19 protein-coding genes are annotated in these 19,600 nt (G+C 40.0%); 17 read left to right on the forward strand and 2 right to left on the reverse strand.

Features of this window, described 5'->3' with window-relative positions; genetic code table 11:
- Position 1: 1 nt before the first annotated feature.
- The 9 genes from fabG (at position 2) to HMPREF9243_RS04705 (ending at position 7,626) form a co-directional block, all read left to right on the forward strand.
- On the forward strand, positions 2-733 hold the full coding sequence (gene fabG / locus HMPREF9243_RS04665) for a 3-oxoacyl-[acyl-carrier-protein] reductase (protein WP_013669924.1): 732 nt from the start codon (positions 2-4) through the stop codon (positions 731-733).
- 33 nt (positions 734-766) lie between these two features.
- On the forward strand, positions 767-2,011 hold the full coding sequence (gene fabF, locus HMPREF9243_RS04670) for a beta-ketoacyl-ACP synthase II (RefSeq protein ID WP_013669127.1): 1,245 nt from the start codon (positions 767-769) through the stop codon (positions 2,009-2,011).
- Positions 2,011-2,493, forward strand: a complete 483-nt coding sequence (gene accB / locus HMPREF9243_RS04675) for an acetyl-CoA carboxylase biotin carboxyl carrier protein (RefSeq protein WP_013670054.1) — start codon at positions 2,011-2,013, stop codon at positions 2,491-2,493. The genes fabF and accB overlap by 1 nt, the downstream gene beginning before the upstream one ends.
- A gap of 99 nt (positions 2,494-2,592) precedes the next feature.
- On the forward strand, positions 2,593-3,051 hold the full coding sequence (gene fabZ / locus HMPREF9243_RS04680) for a 3-hydroxyacyl-ACP dehydratase FabZ (RefSeq protein ID WP_013669679.1): 459 nt from the start codon (positions 2,593-2,595) through the stop codon (positions 3,049-3,051).
- A gap of 12 nt (positions 3,052-3,063) precedes the next feature.
- Entirely contained in the window at positions 3,064-4,467 is a 1,404-nt protein-coding gene (accC, locus tag HMPREF9243_RS04685; RefSeq protein WP_013668817.1) for an acetyl-CoA carboxylase biotin carboxylase subunit, read from the forward strand.
- A 12-nt stretch (positions 4,468-4,479) separates the two neighbouring features.
- Entirely contained in the window at positions 4,480-5,361 is an 882-nt protein-coding gene (gene accD, locus HMPREF9243_RS04690; protein WP_013668972.1) for an acetyl-CoA carboxylase, carboxyltransferase subunit beta, read from the forward strand.
- Positions 5,351-6,160: a carboxyltransferase subunit alpha gene (gene accA, locus HMPREF9243_RS04695; protein ID WP_013669031.1), complete on the forward strand. Its 810-nt coding sequence runs from the start codon at positions 5,351-5,353 to the stop codon at positions 6,158-6,160. Before accD ends, accA begins: the two co-directional genes overlap by 11 nt.
- A 130-nt stretch (positions 6,161-6,290) precedes the next feature.
- On the forward strand, positions 6,291-7,238 hold the full coding sequence (locus HMPREF9243_RS04700) for a hypothetical protein (protein ID WP_013668673.1): 948 nt from the start codon (positions 6,291-6,293) through the stop codon (positions 7,236-7,238).
- Positions 7,219-7,626: a ribonuclease HI family protein gene (locus HMPREF9243_RS04705; RefSeq protein ID WP_041706042.1), complete on the forward strand. Its 408-nt coding sequence runs from the start codon at positions 7,219-7,221 to the stop codon at positions 7,624-7,626. Before HMPREF9243_RS04700 ends, HMPREF9243_RS04705 begins: the two co-directional genes overlap by 20 nt.
- A 128-nt stretch (positions 7,627-7,754) precedes the next feature.
- Here the strand turns inward: HMPREF9243_RS04705 and HMPREF9243_RS04710 are convergent, their stop codons facing one another.
- Positions 7,755-9,308: an FMN-binding protein gene (locus HMPREF9243_RS04710; protein WP_041706045.1), complete on the reverse strand. Its 1,554-nt coding sequence runs from the start codon at positions 9,306-9,308 to the stop codon at positions 7,755-7,757.
- Between the two features lie 302 nt (positions 9,309-9,610).
- Between HMPREF9243_RS04710 and HMPREF9243_RS04715 the strand changes: the two genes are divergently transcribed.
- From HMPREF9243_RS04715 to HMPREF9243_RS09890, 7 genes are all read left to right on the forward strand, one after another.
- On the forward strand, positions 9,611-10,255 hold the full coding sequence (locus HMPREF9243_RS04715; RefSeq protein WP_013668614.1) for a TetR/AcrR family transcriptional regulator C-terminal domain-containing protein: 645 nt from the start codon (positions 9,611-9,613) through the stop codon (positions 10,253-10,255).
- Between the two features lie 138 nt (positions 10,256-10,393).
- A complete protein-coding gene (locus HMPREF9243_RS04720; protein WP_013669974.1) occupies positions 10,394-11,278 on the forward strand; it encodes a mechanosensitive ion channel family protein in 885 nt (294 codons plus the stop codon).
- A gap of 113 nt (positions 11,279-11,391) precedes the next feature.
- Positions 11,392-13,209: an FAD-dependent oxidoreductase gene (locus tag HMPREF9243_RS04725; protein ID WP_013669255.1), complete on the forward strand. Its 1,818-nt coding sequence runs from the start codon at positions 11,392-11,394 to the stop codon at positions 13,207-13,209.
- Between the two features lie 188 nt (positions 13,210-13,397).
- Complete coding sequence (locus HMPREF9243_RS04730; protein WP_013669577.1) at positions 13,398-14,660, forward strand: hypothetical protein; 1,263 nt, start codon at positions 13,398-13,400, stop codon at positions 14,658-14,660.
- 171 nt (positions 14,661-14,831) lie between these two features.
- On the forward strand, positions 14,832-16,307 hold the full coding sequence (locus HMPREF9243_RS04735) for an alpha-amylase (protein WP_013668851.1): 1,476 nt from the start codon (positions 14,832-14,834) through the stop codon (positions 16,305-16,307).
- Between the two features lie 25 nt (positions 16,308-16,332).
- Positions 16,333-17,127, forward strand: a complete 795-nt coding sequence (locus HMPREF9243_RS04740; RefSeq protein ID WP_013669409.1) for an inositol monophosphatase family protein — start codon at positions 16,333-16,335, stop codon at positions 17,125-17,127.
- Between the two features lie 172 nt (positions 17,128-17,299).
- On the forward strand, positions 17,300-17,650 hold the full coding sequence (locus HMPREF9243_RS09890) for an AmiS/UreI family transporter (protein WP_013668781.1): 351 nt from the start codon (positions 17,300-17,302) through the stop codon (positions 17,648-17,650).
- A 3-nt stretch (positions 17,651-17,653) separates the two neighbouring features.
- Here HMPREF9243_RS09890 and HMPREF9243_RS10260 read toward each other — a convergent pair.
- A protein-coding gene (locus tag HMPREF9243_RS10260) for an IS3 family transposase (protein WP_101560582.1) occupies positions 17,654-19,080 on the reverse strand; the annotation gives its coding sequence in 2 pieces (ribosomal slippage) (positions 17,654-18,570 and positions 18,570-19,080; 1,428 coding nt in all).
- Positions 19,081-19,118: 38 nt separating this feature from the next.
- Here HMPREF9243_RS10260 and HMPREF9243_RS10265 point away from each other — a divergent pair.
- On the forward strand, positions 19,119-19,481 hold the full coding sequence (locus tag HMPREF9243_RS10265; RefSeq protein ID WP_081456637.1) for an AmiS/UreI family transporter: 363 nt from the start codon (positions 19,119-19,121) through the stop codon (positions 19,479-19,481).
- The last annotated feature ends 119 nt before the right edge of the window (positions 19,482-19,600 follow it).

A 19,600-nucleotide genomic window follows, 5' to 3' on the forward strand; every position in this document is an offset into this window, starting at 1 on the left:
AATGACAGAAAAACCTACAGCAATCATTACCGGCGGAAACCGTGGTATCGGAGCAGCCATAGCTAGAGAATTTGCCAATAAGGGTTACAATTTGGCCTTGGTAAGCCGGTCTGGATCCAGCCAAGCTCATCTTGATGACTTAAGTGAAAGGGGGGCTAAAGTACTTGATTTGAAATCAGAAGTCCAAGATTTTGACCAGGCTCAAGCGATCATAAACCGCTGTAAAGAAGAGTATGCTCACATTGACGTATTGGTTAATAATGCTGGGATTACCCGTGATACCTTACTCATGCGTATGAAGGAAGCTGATTTCGATGCAGTAATTGACGTTAATTTAAAAGGCTGTTTTAACCTCATGCGTCATGTTTCAAAAGTGATGTTAAAACAAAAAAGCGGCAATATTATTAACATTGCTTCTTTATCTGGACAAATAGGTAATGCTGGTCAAATTAACTATGCTGCTGCTAAGGCAGGTGTGATAGCCATGACTAAGACGGCTGCGCGCGAATTAGCTAGTCGTGGCATTCGGGTCAATGCCGTTGCCCCTGGTTTTATCGCTAGTGATATGACGGACAAATTATCAGATAAGGTTAAAGAGCAGATGATTGCGCAAATTCCTTTAGGGGATTTTGGGCGAGTAGAAGATATTGCTGATGCCGTTTACTTCTTAGTCAAGAACCCATACATCACTGGAACCACTTTAAATGTTAATGGTGGCTTATATATGGAATAAATGAAAGATTGAGAAGGGTGAAGGAGGAACTTAATGAATACTAGAAGGGTAGTTGTTACGGGCTTAGGAGCGGTAACACCAATTGGAAATAATGTCAGTGATTTTTGGGAAAATTTAAAGGCAGGCAAACATGGATTTGCTCCCATCACACAATTTGATGCCAGCGATACAGGAGTGACTTTGGCGGCTGAGGTTAAAAACTTCGATCCCAAAGACTACCTTGATCGTAAATCGGTTAAAAGAATGGATCCCTATGCTCATTATGGGGTGGTCGCTTCTATGGAAGCAGTAAAGGATGCTGGTTTAGATACTCACGACATGGACACAAACCGCTTTGGGGTATATTTTGGTACCGGTATCGGTGGTGTTCAAGAAATTGAAAGAGGGGTAAGAAAATCAGTTGAACGTGGTCCTAAACGGGTTAACCCTCTCTTTGTCCCAATGGCTATTTCCAATATGGGAGCAGCAAACATTTCCATGCAACTCGGTCTACACGGGCCAGCCTTGACCATGGTTACTGCTTGTGCATCAGCCAACAATGCTATCGGAGAGGCCTTCCGCTATATAAAACATGGTTATGCTGACTATATGCTTGCTGGTGGAGGTGAATCCGCTATTTGTGAGATCGCAATCGCTGGATTTGCTAATTTAACGGCCCTATCCCTTTCCACAGATCCTGATCGTGCCTCCATTCCTTTTGACAAGGAACGCAATGGCTTTGTTATGGGTGAAGGTGCTGGCATGTTAGTGTTAGAAAGTTTAGAAAGTGCTCAAAAACGGGGGGCAAAAATTTACGGTGAGATTGTCGGCTACGGTCAAAGTTCTGATGCCTATCATCTTACTGCGCCTACTCCAGAAGGACTAGGAGCTAAAGCTGCTATTGAACAAGCCTTAGCTGAAGCAGCTTTATCTGTGAACGATGTGGATTATATTAATGCCCACGGGACCTCAACCCCAGCTAATGATCGAGCTGAGACTATGGCAATTAAGTTAGCATTTGGGGAAGAATTGACTCATAAGATTCCGGTATCCTCAACGAAATCAGCACTAGGGCACTTATTAGGTGCAGCTGGAGCAGTTGAAGCAATTGCCTGCTTGAAGGGCATGGAAGACTCCTATATTCCTGCAACCTTAAATTATCAAGTTAGTGATCCTGATTGTGATCTTGATTATGTACCTAATCAAGGACGTTCACAAGCAATCAATGTAGCGATTAGCAACACGCTCGGCTTTGGTGGCCACAACACAGTTTTATGTATGAAAAAGGTGAGTGACTAATGACCCCTGAAGAAATTAAAGAACTTATCCATTTAATTGACCAATCAAGCCTAAGAGAATTTGAATTTGTTGATGACGATTTCAAGCTTCACCTATCTAAAAATGAGCAAGCATCACAAGTGTTTACTAATGAAACTCAGCCAGCTATTACAAAAGCAGAAAAGCCTGTTCCTGCTGATCAAGCTCAAGAATCCACCGAAGCTTCCAGACAAGCTAATCAACAAGTCAGCCAAACTGATGAAGTTCAGGGGGAAATCGTAGAAAGTCCTCTGGTCGGAGTTGCCTATTTAGCACCAGCTCCAGATAAAGACAACTTTGTGAAAATTGGCGACCATGTTGAAAAAGGTCAAAGTCTATGCATCATTGAGGCTATGAAAATAATGAATGAAATTCACGCCACCACTTCAGGAGAAATTACTAATATTTTTGTCAATGATGGTGATGTGGTTGAGTACGGCCAAAAGCTTTTTGAAATTAGTTAAAGGCTGTCCCTGTTTTAGAACATAGGCGTGGTAAAGGATTTAAGGAGAGATTCCTTTCTTCCTAGCTGATGACAACTACTAGTGTAAAAGGAGAAAAAAATGGAAAATCAAGAACCAATTTTAAACGCCCAAGAGGTTATGGATATTATTCCTAACCGCTACCCCATGTTTTTAGTGGATGCGGTTTACGAACTTGAGGTCGGCAAGCGAATCGTTGCTCGTAAAAATGTGACAATTAATGAACCTTTCTTTGTGGGGCATTTTCCAGGAGAACCGGTAATGCCAGGAGTTCTTCAAGTTGAATTAATGGCCCAGGTCGGTTCAATTGCTTTACTTAAGGGCTTAAATACTGAGGACAAGAAAATGACCGGTTATCTAGCGGCTGTAGACAAGGTAAAGTTCCGTCAAAAAGTCGTCCCAGGGGACGTTTTGACTGTTGAAGTCAATATTTTAAAGATGAAAAAATCGATAGGAACCGCAAAGGCTGAAATCCGTCGCGAAGATGGTAAGGTGGTTTCTTCCTGTTTAATGACTTTTGCCGTTGGAGAAGCGAAATAGAGCTGGTGACTTATGTTTTCAAAAATTTTAACTGCTAACCGGGGTGAGATAGCGGTTAGGGTAATTAGAACCTGTAAGGAAATGGGCATTGATACCGTGGCGGTTTATTCAACTGCTGATAAAGATGCCTTACACGTGCAATTAGCAGATGAATCCGTTTGCATAGGAGGGCCTCAATCCAAGGATTCCTACCTAGATATGCAAGCCATTTTATCTGCTGCCTACGTAACTAATGCTGAAGCCATCCATCCGGGTTTTGGTTTTCTCTCAGAAAATAGTAAATTTGCCAGGCTCTGTCAAGAAATGAATATCACTTTTATCGGGCCTAGTGCTCAAGTCATTGACAAAATGGGTGACAAACAACACGCCAGACAAACCATGATGGCAGCCAATGTTCCGGTTATTCCTGGCTCTAAGGATTTCATTCACAGTGCTAGTGAAGGTTTAGCTGAAGCCGATCGAGTAGGCTATCCAGTTTTACTGAAAGCCACTTCAGGTGGTGGTGGTAAGGGGATGCGTCAGGTTGATTGCCCAGAAGACTTACAAAAACAATTTGATGAGGCTAGTCGTGAGGCCCAACAAGGCTTTAACGATGCTAGGTTGTACCTAGAAAAAGTGATCCATCCGGCCCACCATATTGAAGTTCAGATCCTGGCCGATCAAAATGGCCATGTTATCCATTTGGGGGAACGTGAATGTTCCTTACAAAGAAATCATCAAAAAGTGCTTGAAGAAACTCCAAGTCCCTTTATCAGTGATAAAACCCGCCAAGCCATTTGCCAAGCGGCTGTGCGTGCTGGAGAAAATGTTCAATATACTGGGGCGGGGACTATTGAATTTTTAGTTGATGACGATGAAAACTTTTATTTTATGGAAATGAATACCAGAATTCAAGTGGAACATCCTATTACTGAATTAGTTACCGGTATTGATATCGTAGCTGAACAAATTCGTGTGGCTTATGGTTACGACTTGTCTTATCAGCAAAGTGATGTCCATTTTTCGGGACATGCCATTGAATGTCGTATTAATGCTGAACAACCCGAAAAGAACTTTCTCCCTTCGATGGGCAAATTTGATTTTATCCATTGGCCGCTTGGGGGGTTAGGCTTAAGGGTCGACTCAGCCATCCTATCTGGCAGTGCTTTGCCCGCCTTTTACGATAGTATGATTGCTAAGGTTATTGCCTATGGTGATGACCGCCAGTCAGCCTTATTAAGAATGAAGCGGGCTTTAGAAGAATTATGCATCGAGGGTGTTAATACTAACCAGCAATTTCTCTATGATCTGTTAGCAGCTCCTGCCTTTCAGCTAGGGAATTATAATAATGAATACCTGGAAAGTCAATTTCTTCCTCAATGGTTGGCCGAAGTTCAAGCGGAGGCCAGTGAAGAAGATAGGCAAGGAAAAGTCTAGGAGGTGAGCCTTGTGCGGCTGTTAAGACGAAGAAAATATTTAAGTGTACCTGAAAAAGAAAGCAACAATGAAAAGGATCAGACTCATAAACCCCATATTCCTGATGGAATGTGGCAAAAATGTCCTGATTGTAAGCAGACCGTTTTAAGTGCTGATTTGGCTGAGACTAAGATTTGCCCACAATGCTCTTATCATTTCCGGATTTCTCCTAAGCAACGCATTCAATTAATTTGTGATCATGGTCAGCTAGAAGAAGAACTTTTTTATCAAGATGAAATGACTAATCCAATTGATTTTCCTGACTATGAAGCTAAAAAGCGCTCCAATCAAGAACGAACGGGTTATGACGAAGCGGTCACTTGTGGACTTGCAAAAATTAAAGGTCAACCACTTGCCTTAGGAATTATGAATCCTTTCTTTATGATGGGGTCAATGGGTAGTATAGTTGGGGAAAAAATTACGCGTTTGTTTGAATATGCCAAAGAACATGCTTTACCCGTCTTGCTTTTTACGGCCAGTGGTGGAGCTCGGATGCAGGAGGGAATTATTTCTCTGATGCAAATGACTAAAATATCAATCGCCGTCGAACGACATAGTCAGGCGGGCTTATTTTACCTCACGGTACTAACCGATCCGACTACGGGCGGTGTTACGGCTAGTTTCGCTATGCAAGGCGATATCATTATAGCTGAACCAGGAGCGACTATAGGATTTGCGGGCAAACGAGTTATTGAGCAAACTATCCATCAAAAGATTGAAGAAGGCTTTCAAACGGCAGAGCATCAATTGGAACATGGTTTTGTCGACCGAATTGTCCCCCGTCAGCAATTGCGAGATGAGATAGCTGATCTACTCTTACTTCATAGCCGGGAAGGGGATATTCATGACTACTAGTATTAAAAGAAATTTCTTAGCTAAGGAAATTTTAACTGAAGCACGTTCATCCGACCGTCCCACAGCACGGGAAATCTTTACTGCTTTAGCAGATGATCATAAATTTTATGAACTTCATGGTGACCGCAAATATGGCGATGATGGAGCTATATGCGGGGGGATTGGACAAATCAATGGTCAAGCGGTTAGCTTTGTTGGTACCCAAAAGGGTCACGATGTTGAGGAAAATATTACGGCTAATTTTGGTTCCCCCCATGCGGAAGGTTATCGTAAGGCCGTGCGTTTGTTTAAACAGGCTGAAAAGTTCAACCGACCCATTATTACTCTTATTAACACTGCAGGAGCCTTTTGTGATATTGAAGCTGAAGACCGGGGAATCGGTGAATCCATTGCCAAATCTATTCAAACTTTGGCAAGCCTTAAAATCCCAAGTATCGCTATCTTAATGGGAGAGGGCGGTTCTGGTGGGGCTCTCGCTTTAGCTTCAACCAATCAAGTCTGGATGTTAGAAGATGCTATGTATTCAATCCTTAGTCCAGAGGGATTTGCTTCCATACTCTGGCGTGATGCTAGCCGTCGTGATGAAGCCTGCGAAGTCATGAAAATGACTGCCTATGATTTATTGGAAAATGAAGTGATCGATAAGATGATTCCTGTCTTTGAAGGGGAAGAACATTTATCTTGGCAGGCCATTATTCAAAACATCCGCCTGGAATTAGAAAAACAATTAAGCGCATGGCAAGCTATTGACAGAGAGGTACTAGTTCAAGAACGTTATGATCGCTTTAGAAAATTTTAAATCTAAATAATTAAGTAAGAAAAAACAGGCGAAAATTCGTCTGTTTTTTACTTTTATAATTTGTTACAATTGTGAATGAGCTTTAGGACTGTATATGGTCTATTTTTTAGTCTCGGAAAGAGGTAATCGTATGGGGAAATCCCTATCATTTCCTAAACAAGAACAACGGTATTTACGCCTAGCTGTAGATGCCTATCTCAACGACCGCAATAACGATGCGGTCGATCTCTTTTACCAAGCGCGACAAATTGCTAATACATTGACTGACCTGCAAGAATCAGCTTTAGAAGTTTTTTGTGAAAAAGCCTGTTACCAGGAAGCTATCGATCTTTTTGATGAGATAATTATTAAGCAAGATTGTATCAATGCAGCCAATAATTGGATTCAATATTTTGAGGATCTGGCGGATAGCTATAGTGGGTTAGAAGAGGCCTATAACAATGAAAAGGCTAGTAAAATTCCTTATGAATTTTTAGACCTTTTAACCTCCGCTGATTTTTCTCCTCTAGCTGATGACTTACCTATTTCGCCTGAGGAATTTGCTGAGAAAATAATGAGTACTGACTTATTAAACGCTAAAGAACAGACTTTGATTTATCAAAACTTACAGAGCCTCCCTTTTGATGAAGCGAAAGAGTTGATTTATATTCTCCTCCAATCCATACGAATTCATCTTATTTTTCAGACGGACTTAATTCATCTTCTGGTAGAAAACCAAGAAAAAGGTTCTTATTATTTAAGGGACTGGCAAGGAGAAAAACGTCTAGTTGATTTTGCTGATTTGAAATTAGCTACAGATGAGCCGGCTTTTAAGGCAGGGGTTGGTTATATTGATAAGCTTTATCAAGACGATCCTTTTTTGATGGAAATTATGCACCAAGAGTGGCTACTCTTTTATTGTGCGGTTTACCCCTTTTTTGATACTTTAAACATGGAAGTAAAGGAAGTTATCAAGGGACTAAGTGAGATTATGGGGCATGTTAATGCAGCAAATGATATGAAATATCAAAAAATTCGGACCATCCGAAACTTAATTTATGATGGTATTGGAGGTCAAAATGATCCGCATAACCATTGATGCATCCGTTGATGTAGAAACGGGACATGCAGGTATAGGTTGCGTATGGCTCGAAAATGGTGAGCAATACCAATTAAAATATAGCTTGACGGAGAGAATGGATAATCATTTGGCTGAGTTTTACGCCTTACACTATGCCTTAAATGCTCTGCTCAAGAAGGGGAGAGAGGCGGAGTGGATTCTTTGCCAAAGTGATAGCCGTATTGTAGTGGATTCGGTGAATAAACAATATCACAAACGTGATCCCTACAAGACTTTGTTAAAAGTTTGCTTAAAGCAAATAGATAAATTTGCAAATTTTACTTTAGTCTGGGTCCCTGAAAGCCAAACCAAGGGAGCCGACCGCTTGGCTCGACAAGCCATGCGCCAGTCTAGAGGCCAAAAATAGCAAATTAATTATCTTGCAGTAAAATGATAGTGCTTGACATAAGTGCTAAATTCTTAACAAATCAAAAGGCGGCCAGGAATAGATTTCCCGGTCGCCTTTTGATTTGTTCCTAGTCGCGTAAAATGAGTTTAATAAAGGGTTGAAGGTGAGGAATTAGCGTCTGTTTGCTTATCGTCCTTTTCTTTATCTTTGCTTTGACTTTCTTCAATTTCAGCTTTTCCAGCTTTGACTTCATCTGCTTTTAAGGAGGCACTAGAGATAGTGTCTTCGTTAGGACTTGCCTTGGCTTCCTCATCTTTGCCACTCTTCTTGACAGTTGGGCTTGACATGCTATCAAGATTTTCGCCGTCCATAGCCGCCACCCGATCTAAGCGTTTTAATTCTCTTACCGTGTAATCGCGGCCAGGGTCATTTTCAACCTTAGTTGCATAGTACTCTTCTAATTCTTCTTCCGTTTCATTTAATAATTTGTTTGGAATATTTGGATCGCCAAAGCTGCCGCGACGAACAGGTTCATCGATCGTATCAAGGATACCTTGTCCATTATAGGTCCAACCTAATAAACCAATGTATTTTCCTTGACTATCAAACAAGGCCTGGTAGGTAATAAATAATTTATCACCATTGCCGTCGACATACCAGAATGAATAACTTTTTCTTTGTCGGGTTGCTAATTCATAGGTTAATTTTCTGGAAACGCCACGGGCTTGTGGTGGGTGACAGTCTGTATAAAGTTCGCCTAGGTGAGAAGTTGAATAGGTATATGTCTTAGCATCTTCGTTAAAGTATTGGAAGCGTAAGTCTGGTCCAACAAAGATCAGTTCTTCTCCAATGGCATTCAAAATAGCGTTAATTTGTTCGAGGGTCAAACTACCATTTTTAAAGTTAACCCGCATCTCATCTTTGATAGGGGATTCTGATAGGCGGTCTTCATAAGTGATATCAGAAGCATCTGTTAAGATATGCATGGTATTTTGACGCATTTGTTGGCTAGATTGACTAGCCCCTGAAATCGAGTCAAATTCAAACTGTTGTAGATCGAGAATTTGTTGGCGCATTTTATCAATGGCAGGTTTTTGATCCATCAATTTATCGCTAGTTAAGTCATACTGTAGGTCCTCAATGGCGTTTTTCGAGAAAGTCATGGTCACACGCATGTCATCACTTTCAGAAGTATACTTGCCGGCCTTGTATTTAGCTAAAGGTTCACGTTGACCACTAGCTACCTCTAAGGCAAAGTTAACGGCATTTTTAATCCCGTTTGAGGAGAGGGAAGCCCCGGAAACGCCATCAACTTCGGTCGAATTCGCTTCAAGAATTCGTTTAATGACTATCGGCATGGCTCTCCCACCAATTTCAGCCGTGTCATATTGTTGGGTAACTTCAATGTCTTCAATTTTATCTTTTGAAACAGTGACATTGACTTGAATGTGGGCTGAGAACCCCTTGGCTTCACCGGCATAGGTTCCTGGGGTATAGGTGATTTCTTTTTCTTCAATGCCTTGCGCCCGGTTTAGGGCCTTACCGACCGCCTTCTTAAAGGCCTTAGTTGTTCCTGAAGCCCCGGAAACCCCATCAATATCCACAGAATTATTTTCTAGAGCACGCTCGATAAGAATAGGAAGTGCTTTGCCGCCGACATTAGGCGTTTCCTTTTGAATAATGACATCAATTTTTTTCAATAGCCTCTTCACTAACTGTAACATTAACCTTTAGTGGCCCAGCAAAGCCCTGGGCATCGCCAGAATAAACTCCTGCTTTATATTTAGCCATAATCGATTCTCCTTTTCTTAGATTATGATCTTTGTCATGAAAATCACTACTTATCTATTTGTTCACAATATCTATGATTCCTTGCCCCCTAATTCTTTAGTTTACTTATAATTTATCATAAAGCGATGACTTCTTAGCGATACAAAATATTTCCTTTGTTTTTATTAGCTCTTACTTATAAAATAAAGGCTAGTGAGGGGAGAGTCCGCCAATGAAAATTAAGAATCGAATTACTAATGCTTTTAGTCATTTAATGGTTGAGAAGGGGTTTGATCATATTGTTGTTGAAGATATATTAAAGGAAGCCGGCGTTGCCCGGTCGACTTTTTACCGCCGCTTTCATGATAAGTATGATGTGATGAATTATTATTTTGTCAGAGAATTAGCAGAGAACAGTTCACCCTATGAAAAGAGTTTAGAATTCTATGCCAGGTCAGTGGCTGAATATTATTATATTGTGGCTAAGGATCCGCTTTATTACCAGGAAGCCTTTAAAACAGTAGGACAAAATTCCTTTTCACATTTCATTTTTGATAATTTTTATCAATGGCTAATTAAAATGAAACAAGCAGCCAGTGGCAGTGACTATGTGTCTACTGAAGATCTCTATGCTTTTTCCTTTGCTTCAGCGGGATGTTTGGAGATGATCAGTCGTTGGGTAAAGGAAGAGATGCGGATTCCAATGATCGAGATTACTCAATGGGAACTCAGGAATGCGCCTGGGGCGGTTCTAGAAATGTTTCAAGATTCAGACCTAGCCAGTCGTCAATATATTACTAAGGAAAAGATTCAAAAGATTTTAAACGATGTTCAGCTAGAAGTCTCTGAACGACCGGACTACTTCAAAAGCAAGTAAATATTTTAGTCCGATCTTTTCTTTGCTTGGAAAACAGGTAAAATAGGTCTGCTAGATTGGACGGTACAAAATTATAAATACATGCTAAACTAGGCATAAGAAGTGTGACTAATTTTTTGTTGTTTAAAGGATGAGGGCATGCATCAATTCTTAGATTACTTAAACAGTGACCAATCTGATTCCGATTTATTTGTCAAAAATGTTTTGATTTCTTTAGGACTTATTTTAATTGGGTTTTTATTTATGAAGGCCTTGGGTTGGTTCTTACCCCGCTTATTTAAACGAGACAGTACAGCGCAGGCCTTTATCCGGGTTACCCGTTTAATTTTGATCCTCTTAATTAGCTTTTTTATTTTAAGTATTTGGTTTACCCGAGTGGAATTATTCGGTGTAATGATAATTATCGTGGTTGGTTTTGCGGCTTTAGCGTCTAAAGACATTATCGTTGACTTGGTTGCTTATATTTATATCTATGTTCGCTCGCCCCTGAGAATAGGTAGTGCAATCGATATTAATGGCGTTTCCGGTGAAGTAGTCGATTTTGACTTTTTACAAATTAACTTGGCTGAGATTGGCAAGTTAACTGAAAAACGCTCCTATACCGGACGCTATGTTTCGGTACCTAACCGTTGGATATTTGACCACGCTGTATATAATTACAATCATGACAGTCCTTTTGTTGTGGTTGACGTCATGGTGCCGGTTGATTTCAAAGAAGATACTGAAGAAGTGATGAAGATTACCGCCCGGGTAGCTTATGAACAATACAGCAAATTTATGGATAAATGCGACGATGAATCCTTAGAAATCTTTGAACGAAAAATGGAAAGTTTAGGAGCTGATAAAAAGCCTAAGATTCGTATCGAGGTAGGAAATAGCGCCTATAAGGTTTTTGTTGAATTCTTTACTAGTTATGATGCTATTGGTCAAAATAAGATGTTGATGCAGAACGCTCTTTACCAAACCTTTATGAATAAAGGTATTGAGGTGCCAATTATTCCAGTGGTTAAGGTTGAAAATTAGATTTAGACTAGTTTTTCTTAAGCCGTTCTTAGTTTGCTTTAGTAGGAAAGTGCTTTCATGGTACACTAGCAATAAGAAGATTTTCCTATTAAAAAAGAAAGGGTTATGTGATTATGAGTAATAAATTTAAAGCGGTGGTGGAGGGCTTCCATGGCCCGATTCAAGTAGAAGTAGGCATTGATCCAAAGCTAGGAAAAATCGATTCGCTTGATGTAGATTATAGTGACCAGGCCCTGGTGGGAGGTCTAGGAATTGAACAAATGAAGAAAAATATCCTAGCCAAGGGATCGAGTAGTGTTGACGCCATAACTGGAGCTAGTTTTTCAACTCGGGCTTTGCGATCAGCGGTTGAAAAAGCGGTTGCACTCGCTCAAGGAAAAATATCAACAGCTGATGCCTTGGACCCTAGTATATTTGCTAAGGTTGAGGATGGAATAGATGCGACTTCGTCGGCTAGTCAAAAATCGAAATCCGGGCCTAAGAATACTTCCCCAGTGGAGCCAGCCATCCCATACCGTGATGACCTTGATCCAGCTGAAACTTATGATGTCATTGTGGTTGGGGCTGGAGGAACTGGGCTAGCGGCTGCTTGTGAAGCCAGTCAAGCGGGCCTCAAGGTCTTAATTTGTGAAAAAGCAGGCATTGCCGGCGGAACTACTAATTATTCAGGCGGTGTAATACAGGCTGCTGGTACTGACCAACAAAAAGAATTTACCGAATTTACTGATGACAGCCCAGCAAAACATTATCAGTTATGGTTAAAGGCAGGCGAAGAGAGTCTTGACCCTGAACTGGTTAAAGATTTGGCCCAAGGCGCTCCAGACAATATCAAATGGTTAGAGCGTTTAGGTATTCACTGGACCTCTGTTTATGGGCATAGCCATATCCCTTATATTGAAGAAGACCTCCATGCGGATCGGATCCATGTCTATGAAGGGGGCGGTGCCGGAGGCCAAGGGGTGGTCTTAACTCAACACCTCCTCCAAGCGGCCTTAGCAGCGGGAGCTGAAATTAAGTATAATACCACAGCAGTTTCTTTAGTTCATCAAGGGAAAAAAGTTGTCGGATTGCTGGCTAAATCGGCAGGAGAAAGACAGTTTTACCTGGCTAATAAGGGGATTGTCTTAGCAACGGCTTCCATTGACCATAATCCAGCCTTAGCCCGTGACTTAAGCCTCCAACACTATCATGATTTAAAATATAATACTTGTCTTTCAACAGCAACCAATACTGGGGACGGAATTCTCTTAGGCCAGTCTGTAGGGGCCGCTATTGGTGGATTTGGAGGATGTATTGATTTTTGTGGAAAAACTGGTAACGCAACGGATAACCGGGTCCCTACTTTTCCAATGATTATGGTTAATGGACAAGGCGATCGTTTTGTTTGTGAAGATGCAACTTATGCCTATCACTACCGGGCAATTTTCCAAGAAGAGAAAAAATTATTTAAGCCAACCTATATGATTTTTAACCAGGGAGCTTTAGGCGCTCCAGGAAGTCCTTGGACTGAAGAAAATATCCAGGCAGATATAGAATCCGGTCTGGTGATTAGTGGAGATAGTTTGGAAGACTTAGCCCAAAAGCTAGAGATTCCTTATGAGAATTTACTCGCTACGATTGAAGAGTGGAACCGTTTTGCTCAAGATGGCTTAGATCCCTTATATGGAAGAAAAACTGGCGTGCAAGCCCTTGATCAAGCGCCTTACTATGCATATCAAAATTCAGCAAGTAATCTGGGCTCGCTTGGGGGACTAAGGATTAATACCGATGGCCAAGTACTGGATGTTTTCGGCCAGGTGATACCCGGCTTATATGCAGCGGGGCTTAATGCCGGTGAGTGGATTGGTCCTTACTATCCTGGCTCTGGTACAGCAATTTCAGGGATCATTCACCAGGGGCGTAAAGCAGCCCAGGCCATGGCTAGGGCTTAGTCCAGTCAATAATTACATTTTACGGGCAGAAGTGATGGTTACTTTCTGATAGCCATTAAGACTAAGGAAAGGAACGATTACTTCTGCCCTTTATTTCTAGAAGGAGAAGGGATTGGTTAACAAAATAGCGAGCAAAAATTCATCAAGTTAATGAAAGAAAGCAAGCGAAAATAAGAAAGGATTTAGCAATGCAAAATCAGAAAATTAAAAATATGGTCCATATTGGGCTTGCTTATTTAGGAGTAATTATCGGTGCCGGTTTTGCTTCTGGAAAGGAAATGTTACAGTATTTTGTTTCTTTTGGTAAGTGGGGAATAGTCGGTCTCTGCCTTTCAGCGCTTTTATTTATTGTGGGTGGCGTGATTCTCCTTCAATTTGGATCCTACTACAAGGCTCAAGAACACAGTGAAGTCTTTAACAATATTTCTTCTCCCTTTGTTTCTAAAGTAATAGACTTTATTATTAACTTTAACCTCTTTTGTACTGGATTTGTAATGATTGCTGGGGCAGGGACTAACCTCAACCAGCAGTTCGATTGGCCGATTTGGATTGGGGCGTTACTCTTGTCCATTTTGGTGATTGCGACAGCTTATTTGGACGTCGATAAGGTGACCACCTTGATTGGTGCTATAACACCCTTTGTAATTATTTTTCTAATCGCACTTCTCATTTATACCCTTGTTCAACAACCGCTTAGCTTTGATGAAGCGATGGCTATTTCTTGGGCCCAGGAAACGACCTTACCGAATTGGTTTATTTCCACTATTAATTACTCTTGTTTAGCCCTTATGCTAGCTATGTCGATGGCTATGGTCATCGGAGGTGAGCAATATAGTCCTAAACAAGCTGGGGTTGGCGGATTCTTTGGGGGAGCCTTGGTCACCTTATTACTCTTTGCTTCCTTCTTTTCTATCAGTTTAAATATTAATAGCGTTGCAAGCAGTTCTATGCCTCTATTGGAACTATATAACAAGGTTCATCCGATTTTGGGAACGCTCATGGCCTTGATTATTTTCGGCATGATTTATAACACAGCTATAGGGACCTATTATGCGCTTGCTAAAAGGGTGGTTCGTACTAAGCCACAATATTTTTCAAAAGCAATGATTATCTTAGTAGTCCTTGGCTTTGCTCTTTCATTTATCGGCTTTGAAACCTTGGTGGCCTATCTCTTCCCCTTAATTGGTTATTTAGGTATTTTTGTGATGGCACTATTAATTATTCAATGGCTATTACGCTACCGTAAAATTCATCGCGAAAATAAAATCAGAGACCGATTGATAAAACATGAAATTGATCGCATTGATGAGGAATATGACTTTGATACTCGCGATAAGAAACATATGGAGCGCTTATATGATGAATCTAATGTTGAAAATAAACAGTTGAAAGCAGAAGTTCAAGAGCTAGGTAAAACCATCTATGAAGAAGAAAATAACACGGAGGAATAAGCCCTTAACCATATTAAACGAGTACAATATTTTAAAGTTTTCACTTAAAATTTCAATCTTTTATCAAACTTTCTTTTTTCACAAGGGGTTTTATCCTAATATTTCGAAAAGATTAAGTATAATTGGGTTGATGCCTTGCTATTTAGGTCATTAAGGAAATGAGGATATAATATGAACGGAACCATGATGCAGTATTTTGAATGGGAGCTTCCTGATGATGGGAAACATTGGCAGCGTCTAGCTAGTGATGCTAGTCATTTGGCAAAAAAAGGCTTTAGTCATGTGTGGATGCCACCAGCATGTAAGGGAACTGGAAGGAATGATGTAGGTTATGGCATCTATGACTTATATGATCTGGGAGAGTTTGATCAGAAAGGAAGCTTGCGGACGAAATACGGTAGTAAAGTGGATTATTTAGCTGCCATTCAAGCCTTGAAAGACCAACAAATTAGCCCCTTAGCTGATGTGGTTTTAAATCATAAAGCTGGCGCTGATCAAACAGAAAGCTTCCAAGCCTATGAAGTAGATCCTAACAATCGACAAAGAAAAATCAGTCAGGCTCATGAAATTGAGGGCTGGACCAAGTTTACCTTCCCGGGGCGAAAGGGAAAATACAGCGATTTTACCTGGAATTGGACCCACTTTTCGGGAGTTGATTATGACCAAACTAAGGATCAAAAGGGCATATTTATGATTAAGGGCCTTAACAAAGGTTGGTCAAATAATGAAGATGTCGATGATGAGAATGGTAATTATGACTATTTAATGTATGCAGATATTGATTATGATAATCCTGAAGTGAGAGCAGAAGTTCTAGACTGGGCCTTATGGTTTATCAAGGAAACTGGGGTTAGCGGCTTTCGTTTGGATGCCTTAAAGCATATTGATGATGATTTTATTGACAGGCTTTGCGACAAAATACTTAATGAATTTCCTAATTTCTACTTTATTGGCGAGTATTGGAAGGGTGATTATCAAAGTTTAGAAAATTATTTAAAGGAAACGGAACTCAATATCGATCTCTTCGATGTTAAGCTCCATCAGAACTTTTATGCAGCATCAACTTCTTGGGATCACTTTGATATGTCTACTATTTTGGAAGATACATTATTGAAAAATAACCCGACCTTGGCCATCTCTTTCGTTGATAACCACGATTCCCAACCGGGACAGTCCCTTGAATCTTGGGTGGAAGATTGGTTTAAGCCTATAGCCTACGCCCTCATTCTCCTACATGAGAATGGCTTACCCTGTGTTTTCTATGGCGATTATTACGGTATTCAAGGAGACCAGCCTATCTCAAATAAGCGAGCCATGTTAGATACCTTGTTAGACTTACGTCGGGATAAAGCCTATGGCAAACAAAATAACTATTTTGACCATCCCAATTGTGTTGGCTTTACCAGGCAGGGAGACCAAGACCATCCTAGTGGTTTGGCTGTATTAATGTCTAACGGGGAGGGCGGCTATAAGGAGATGAATGTAGGGGAAGAACATGCCCAGGAGCAGTGGGGACTCGTCTTTTCATCAAAGGATATGGATCAGTCTGTAGTTACTATTTCTGAAAAGGGCCTGGCTTGTTTTACCTGTCCAGCCGGAGGAGTTGCTGTTTGGAGCAAATATGAAGAAGACGAAGCTAGCGAATGATCATCAAAATGAAGGAGTGATCACTATGAATATTAACCAATTAGACCAAGAAGTAAAGTCTTGGTTTCCTGAAATCAAAGCCCTCATTCAAGAAAATACCAGCTACAAAACCAAAGAAAAACGTGATTTTCGTGACTTAGCCACTGAAATCGATATAGCCGTTCAAGAATTAATTGAAGATCATATTGAGCAATTACCTGGCCAGCATACCATTATCGGAGAAGAAACTTATGGCCAAACAAAGGTAGATCCAAAGGCTAGTCATCTATGGATTATTGACCCGATTGATGGCACAGCAAACTTTGTTAAGCAAAAAGAAAATTACGCCACGATGGTCACTTATTTTTCCCATGGACAGGCTAAATTAGCTTATATTTATGATATTTTTCGAGATGAATTATACTCTGCCAGTTTAGGGGACGGGGTATATTGTAATGGCAAGCGCTTAGAGCCAGTAGCTGACCTTAGTCTAAGAGACTCTCTTATTGGTATTTCTCCCCAACATAATATCAAACGCGACTATTTCTATTATATTGCTGAAAATGCCTTCGATATCCGCAATTGTGGCTGCTCTTCATTAGATGGAATCAGTGTGATCAAGGGTCAATATGGCGCCTTTGTCAACCCTGGTGGGGGACCCTGGGATTATGCGCCTTTCATTTTGATGGCTCAGGAGATGGGGCTTCATTTTTCAAATTTTTCTAATCAAATGCCTGATTACACTAGGCCCTCTAATTTTATCATCGCTAGTCCAGCTTGTTTTAATGAGCTTGAGCCCCTCATTCAGTCTTATACAGATACGGGCAACTATAGTATTTAAAATTACCCCTAACAGAATTCGCTCCAATAATTAAATAAAATATACTTTAAACGAAGATTCAATAGATACAATATCATTAGAGTGTACGCCCCTGGCAAATTATCAATTGAAAGTTATTGGCAAATTGCTATAGTTAAGTTAAATACATTAACAAGCAAAGGAGAATGTCCAAATGTCAGGGATAACATTAATGTTTTCTGGAATTGTTCTAATTTCCAATGGGTTAAACTACCTTGATAAGGTTGAAGATAATTCCAACGCACTGATTAATATTTTTACTGGGCTCTTGTATATCTTTCTAAATGTCATGATATGTGTCCATGGAATTTTTGCTGAAAAAGACTCAACCTATTATGGTGACCCCAATAAGTTGGACTTTATATATAGTGAGTTGGCCTTTGGCCAGCTCTTTTTTGTTGCTTACAGTTCTTGCTTATTTCTTGCCGACACATTTACTCAGAAATTTAAACTTGTCAAGAGGAAGAGCGTAGCGGCTCTTGATAAGTTTAAAGTTTATGTGTAATCATTAAGCGGCGAAAGAAGCGTGATGAAGACGAAATTCTATAGGACTCCTAAAATCTAATTTTTCTTTGATTCTTTCACCATTGTAATAGATTATAAAATCTTCAATCGCTTGTGCTAATTCTTCAAAGGAATGATAAGTCCGACCATAGTAGACTTCTTGTTTTAGTAGACTAAAGAAATTCTCCATTGGCGAATTATCTAAGCAATTTCCTTTACGAGACATACTTTGAAAAATTCGGTGATCCTTCAAGAGCCGGGTGTAACTTTTCATTTGATAGGCCCAGCCCTGATCAGAATGAAAGGTTCTTCTGTATGGACATAATTTACTTGCTTCAATGGCAGCTTGTAGCCCCTCCAACATGCTTTGTCCATTAGGCTGATGTGTTATCTTAAAAGAAATAATTTCTCGATTAAATAGATCCATGTAAGGATCTAAATAGAGTTTTCCAGTTTGATAATTCCCAGAATCATCGGCATAGTAGTATTTAAATTCTGTTGTGTCTGTTGTTATTTTTTGATAAGGAATGGTCGAATCAAACCGCCGGTTGATACGATTTGGCGCTATCTCTCCAATCGTTCCTTTGTAGGAATTATATTTTCTTGTCTTTCTAGTATAGCTAGTGACCTGTATCCCCATAATTTTCATTAGGCGTTGAACTTTGTTTTTACTGACCTTATAACCACGGGAAAGCAGTTCAGCTCGCATTCTTCGATAACCATAATCCTTATGGGTTTCTCTGATGTCTTTCATTTCCTCTTTTAAATCGGCATCCTTATCAATTTCCTCATCTTTATTTTTCCAATAAAAGTAGGTCGATTTAGGAAACTTTAAAACGCTAAGAATATCTTTTAAAGCATATTTTTCATCATGGAGACGTGTGATTTCGGTCACTATTTCTTCTTTTCTCGCTTGACTCTTTGAGCCACACGTCTCCTCAATCCTTTTAAAAATTTGTTCTCAATTTCTAAATCCGTAATCCGTTGTTCAAGTTCCTTTATTTTTGCTTCACTTAACTGATTGGTTTCGCTGCTATCCTTTATTTGATTGATTTGTGATTTCTTTTTAGACACTTTAGGTGGCCTTCCTTTCCTCGCGGAAAGGCCATCAAGTCCTCTTTCATGATAAGCTCTTCGCCAATTAGCGATTAGACTTGGATTATTCATGTTTAATGAATTGGCCAATTCGCGATAACTCATTTCCGTACTTTCATACAATTCTATCGCATTTAATTTGAATTCAACAGTATAAACCTGTTGAGTCCGCCTTTTCTTTAAACCATCTACACCAAATTCATAATAGTTATTAACCCACCTTCGTAAAATAGAAGGATCTATTCCTGCTTTATTAGCTAAGGTTCGATAACTTCCTTTTTTCGCAATATAGTCTCCTACTAAATTCAGTTTAAATTCTAATGAATATTTAGACATAAAAATAACCCCCAAAAGTTGAATTCTTAGTCCAACTTTTGGGGGTCACTACATATTATTATACAGCGATTTCAGGTCTTTTATTTGGCTACACCTACTTATCCTATGGTGTTAATCGGATAAAACAGTGGGATAACAAAAATCTGGGTTACTTTTCCATATTTGTTACCTTTAACTCGATTTTCTTTGCTGTCTGGATTCTAATGGGGAATGGCGGTAATTATTGGGATGTCTTTAACTGGATCATGTGGGGTTATCTATGGGCAACTAACTATTTTAGTCACAATCTAGGTCGTAAATACGGCGATTGGTTATATTATTTGACAATTTTTGCCGGGGTGGTGACTTGCTGGATTCCAGCCTTGCTCATTCTCACCGGAAACTGGCCAAGTACTTTATAATTTTAGGGTAAATAGGCATGGCCTGACTTTAAAAGAAAATTAATGCATATAAAAAGACTGTGATTAGCAATCTTATTCACCTAGTCAATTTTACTAAGTGAAGAGAAAGCGGTAATGAC

Source organism: Aerococcus sp. Group 1 (genome assembly GCF_000193205.1).
GTDB classification, from domain to species: Bacteria; Bacillota; Bacilli; order Lactobacillales; family Aerococcaceae; genus Aerococcus; species Aerococcus urinae_A.

Bases quoted from the DNA above. Each gene is read 5' to 3' on its own strand.
- fabG (WP_013669924.1), top strand. From the start codon at position 2: ATGACAGAAAAACCTACAGCAATCATTACCGGCGGAAACCGTGGTATC.
- fabF (WP_013669127.1), top strand. From the start codon at position 767: ATGAATACTAGAAGGGTAGTTGTTACGGGCTTAGGAGCGGTAACACCA.
- accB (WP_013670054.1), top strand. From the start codon at position 2,011: ATGACCCCTGAAGAAATTAAAGAACTTATCCATTTAATTGACCAATCA.
- fabZ (WP_013669679.1), top strand. From the start codon at position 2,593: ATGGAAAATCAAGAACCAATTTTAAACGCCCAAGAGGTTATGGATATT.
- accC (WP_013668817.1), top strand. From the start codon at position 3,064: ATGTTTTCAAAAATTTTAACTGCTAACCGGGGTGAGATAGCGGTTAGG.
- accA (WP_013669031.1), top strand. From the start codon at position 5,351: ATGACTACTAGTATTAAAAGAAATTTCTTAGCTAAGGAAATTTTAACT.
- HMPREF9243_RS04700 (WP_013668673.1), top strand. From the start codon at position 6,291: ATGGGGAAATCCCTATCATTTCCTAAACAAGAACAACGGTATTTACGC.
- HMPREF9243_RS04705 (WP_041706042.1), top strand. From the start codon at position 7,219: ATGATCCGCATAACCATTGATGCATCCGTTGATGTAGAAACGGGACAT.
- HMPREF9243_RS04715 (WP_013668614.1), top strand. From the start codon at position 9,611: ATGAAAATTAAGAATCGAATTACTAATGCTTTTAGTCATTTAATGGTT.
- HMPREF9243_RS04720 (WP_013669974.1), top strand. From the start codon at position 10,394: ATGCATCAATTCTTAGATTACTTAAACAGTGACCAATCTGATTCCGAT.
- HMPREF9243_RS04725 (WP_013669255.1), top strand. From the start codon at position 11,392: ATGAGTAATAAATTTAAAGCGGTGGTGGAGGGCTTCCATGGCCCGATT.
- HMPREF9243_RS04730 (WP_013669577.1), top strand. From the start codon at position 13,398: ATGCAAAATCAGAAAATTAAAAATATGGTCCATATTGGGCTTGCTTAT.
- HMPREF9243_RS04735 (WP_013668851.1), top strand. From the start codon at position 14,832: ATGAACGGAACCATGATGCAGTATTTTGAATGGGAGCTTCCTGATGAT.
- HMPREF9243_RS04740 (WP_013669409.1), top strand. From the start codon at position 16,333: ATGAATATTAACCAATTAGACCAAGAAGTAAAGTCTTGGTTTCCTGAA.
- HMPREF9243_RS09890 (WP_013668781.1), top strand. From the start codon at position 17,300: ATGTCAGGGATAACATTAATGTTTTCTGGAATTGTTCTAATTTCCAAT.